The following is a 4,027-nucleotide window of genomic DNA, read 5'->3' on the forward strand; positions in this document are numbered from 1 at the left end:
AGTTCCAGGAGGTCATCCTGCCGGTCGCCGACAAGCTCGGTGCCGCCGTCGGCGCCTCCCGCGCCGCGGTCGATGCCGGCTATGCGCCGAACGACTGGCAGGTCGGCCAGACCGGCAAGGTGGTTGCTCCCGATCTTTACATCGCGGTCGGCATCTCCGGCGCCATCCAACATCTCGCCGGCATGAAGGATTCGAAGGTCATCGTCGCCATCAACAAGGACGAGGAGGCGCCGATTTTCCAGGTTGCCGACTACGGCCTCGTCGGCGATCTCTTCGTCATTCTGCCGGAGCTGCAAAACCGCCTATGACGGGCATCATCTCGATTAACATTCTCAAACTTTGCCGGTGACCATTGCCTCCGGATGTTTGTCGCCATGACTAAGTGGCTGTTTGCAGGCAATGGCCCCGCAGCGCCATTTAGAAACCGACCGGCGATTTGCCTCGTTTTCCCAGCCTTGCGGCACATCCTGGAAGTGGACTGAGCAGATCAAGACCGCAGACGCCGTTCCGGATGGCCTGAGTACGTTCCCAGTTCAACGTAGGTGAAGCAGAACGGCCGGGGTGAGAAGATTGTGGCGCTCGCCCGCAGAGCTGCCCGTCGCGCCTTTTTCTTTTCCACGCCACAGGTGTGGCTAGGACAAGGCTCGGCGATGTCCTGACACTCCATTTCCACCTACACCGGACCGAGAATCTCGAAACCAGATGGCGTTAATATATAGACTGAATTTGACGTAGGCACCTCTCGGTGAATGAATTACCCACTGAAAGCAATGGCAAAAATAGCAATGCTCGACGCTGAAACTTTCAGGCCGAAGGGGAGCTGTCCGAGTGAGCCCGCTATCTTCATAAACGTCGCGTGCTTGGTTTCTGGCTCGTCGATGCGCCCGCCAACGCGCGCGCCAACATAGAAAACACCGGGGCCGCCGCCAGCTCGCTTTGAGCTCCGCCTTGCCGCGTGGCCGACCACTGACCTGCAAGATGTTGAGAAAAGCCTTTAACTAGGAGCTTAAATTTCCATGAAGAATGCATCAACCCTAAACGAAGTTGCCGACTCATCTGGAGCGAAATCACTGCCGGCTAAAGCCCGAGCGGTCATAATCGGGGGCGGTATTTCCGGGTGCTCGGTTGCATATCACCTCACAAAGCTCGGATGGACCGACGTAATTCTGCTCGAGCGTAAGCAACTGACCTGCGGAACAACTTGGCACGCTGCCGGATTGCTGAGCGAATTGCGCGGCTCTGCCGATATGACAAATATGGCAAAGTACACGATGGAACTTTACTCCAGCTTGGAAGCAGAGACGGGGGTTTCAACTGGATTGCGCCGTGTCGGCTCGTTGGCTCTCGCGCTTACCGATGAGCGGAAGCACGAGCTATTGCGGCAGTTCTCGGTCGCGAACGCCTTCGGGGTAGAGGTGCGAAAAATCTCCTCCAGCGAACTTGAGGAAATGTACCCTCATGTCAATGTGTCGGACGTCTCTGCTGCGCTTCATTTCCCTAATGATGGGCAATGTGATCCAGGAAATGTCGCGATGGCGCTTGCCAGGGGCGCACGGCAACGCGGTGCTGCCATCTATGAAGGAGTGAAGGTAACCGGCGTTCGGTCGAAAAACGGCCGGGTGTCAAGCGTGACGTGGGAGAAGAATGGCGAGCGTGGAGAGATTGAAACAGAGCACGTGGTAAACTGTGCAGGAATGTGGGCTCGGGAATTTGGCTCTAGAAGCGACGTGGCGATTCCCTTGCATGCTTGTGAACATTTCTATTTGATCACGGAGGCAATAGAAGGGCTTACACGACTGCCGATCATTCGGGTTCCGGACGAACATACGTACTACAAAGAAGATGCAGGGAAGATCCTCTTTGGGGCGGTAGAACCGAAGGCTAAGCCATGGGGTATGGACGGCATTCCCGAAAGCTTTTGCTTTGACCAGTTGCCAGAGGATTTTGCGCATTTCGAACCCATTATGGAGAAGGCCCTAAAGCGCATGCCGATGTTGGGCAAGGTTGGTATTCGCACCTTCTTCAATGGACCTGAGAGCTTCACGCCTGACGATCGCTTCCACCTAGGAGAAGCTCCTAACCTGAGGGGCTATTGGGTAGCATGTGGCTACAACACGGGAGGGATAGCCGGCTCAGGACCAGCGGGCTTTATTCTGTCGCAGTGGATGAATGACGGCGAACCGCCTCTCGACGTTTCAGGAGTTGACATCCGTCGGATGCAGCCGTTTCAGAAGAATCGTTCCTACCTGAAGGAGCGGGTTACGGAGATCGTGGGGCTTACCTATGCCGACCACTTTCCCGCCCGTCAAATGACAACATCGCGCGGAATTCGACGGTCACCAATTCATGAACACCTTAGAGCGCGCCGAGCCGTGTTCGGCGAAGCCGCAGGCTGGGAACGACCCAACTGGTTTGCCCGAGAGGGCCAGGAGCGCGAATATCGGTACTCTTGGGGCCGCCAGAACTGGTTCGAAAACCAGCGCGAAGAGCATGTGGCGGTGCGTGAACGGGTCGGTATTTTCGATTTGAGTCCATTCGGGAAAATCCGAGTGGAGGGACGAGACGCATGCAGGTTTCTCCAACGGCTCTGCTCCAACGACGTCGAGGTGCCGGTCGGCCGGATCGTCTATACACAAATGCTAAACGAGCGGGGCGGGATAGAGAGCGATCTCACGGTGAGTCGTCTCGGCGAGACTGCTTTCCTGCTCGTGGTGTCGGCCTTCGATCTGCAACGCGATCTGTGCTGGTTGAGGCGGCATGTAGGCGACGAGTTCGTCGTTATCACCGATATATCCGCCTCGGAAAGCGTTCTCGCGGTCATGGGGCCGAATTCGCGCGAACTGCTCGGCAGAGTTAGCCCGAATGATTTCTCCAATGGCAACAATCCCTTCAGCACCTTCCAGGAAATTGAAATCGGAATGGGTTTGGCGCGAGCGCATAGAGTGACCTATGTCGGCGAACTGGGCTGGGAGATTTACGTCCCGACTGATCAAGCCGCGCATGTCTTCGAAGTAATTGAGGCGGCGGGCGCAGATGTTGGCCTCAAGCTGTGTGGACTGCATGCCATTGGCTCATGCCGCATCGAGAAGGCATATCGGCATCTTGGCGATGATATTGGCAGCGCGGATCATGTGCTCGAAGCGGGGTTGGGCTTCGCCGTCAAGACGGCAAAGCCAGGATTTATTGGGAGAGATGCGGTGCTGAGAAAACGTGAAGCGGGGCTCGACCGTCGGCTGGTTCAGTTCCGGCTGAAAAACCCCAGTCCACTACTTCACCACAACGAGGTCATCTTCCGTGACGGTCGGATTGCGGGAACCATCACCTCCGGAAGCTACGGTCATACGCTTGGAGGAGCCATCGGCCTTGGCTATGTACCTTGCAAAAGTGAGAGCGAGGCAGCTCTCCTTTCCTCTTCTTACGAGATTGAGATAGCTGGCGAGCGCTTTGCCGCCGAAGTCTCGCTTAAACCAATGTATGACCCGAAGAGCGAGCGGGTGCGGGCTTGACTTTGGATCCAAGCGGACCAGGTCAGCCCAAGCAATCGGAGTTCGCACGCGGCGTCGGACATAGTCTTCGTTGACGTGCTCCCCGATCTGTCCGTTAGCTCTGTTCACTTTGTAGCCTGTGCGAATCTGGTGCAATTCACTTAGGGCGAGTCTGTCGAAGCGGGACGCATGCGAGGGTTGATCGCAAGACCGTGGTGCACGAGAAGCTCAAGAACGGCGCTCGACTCGTAAGTGCAACGCCCTGGCGATCGGCTCGAGGTCTCGGCGTTGCGCGAGAGGCTTGGAAAAGCTTCTAACCCTCAGGTCGAGGAGGACCACCGGACTCGGGACAGTCGCCGTGAACTATCCGCAAGCCATTGATCTGGCCTGTTGATTGAGGCGGATAGCGTCTTTTGAATTGCAGGATTAGCGGTTTATTGGGGCTGTTTTCCTGCAATTCGGTTTTGCGATTCCCTTGTGGCGCGGAGCGTGATTCACTCGGTTCGGCGGCGGCGAATCGAGGGGACAGCGAATGTCCAGGC

At 56.7% G+C, this 4,027-nt stretch carries 2 protein-coding genes; both read left to right on the forward strand.

Features of this window, described 5'->3' with window-relative positions; all coding sequences use genetic code 11:
• The coding region (locus NP503_RS33090) for an electron transfer flavoprotein subunit alpha/FixB family protein (RefSeq protein ID WP_256755075.1) at nucleotides 1-308 on the forward strand (308 nt) is incomplete at its 5' end.
• A 708-nt stretch (nucleotides 309-1,016) separates the two neighbouring features.
• The gene (locus tag NP503_RS33095) at nucleotides 1,017-3,506 is read left to right on the forward strand and encodes an FAD-dependent oxidoreductase (protein WP_127270312.1); all 2,490 of its coding nucleotides are present in this window, start codon (nucleotides 1,017-1,019) and stop codon (nucleotides 3,504-3,506) included.
• The last annotated feature ends 521 nt before the right edge of the window (nucleotides 3,507-4,027 follow it).

It is taken from the genome of Mesorhizobium sp. SEMIA396 (assembly GCF_024518615.1).
GTDB lineage: Bacteria > Pseudomonadota > Alphaproteobacteria > Rhizobiales > Rhizobiaceae > Mesorhizobium.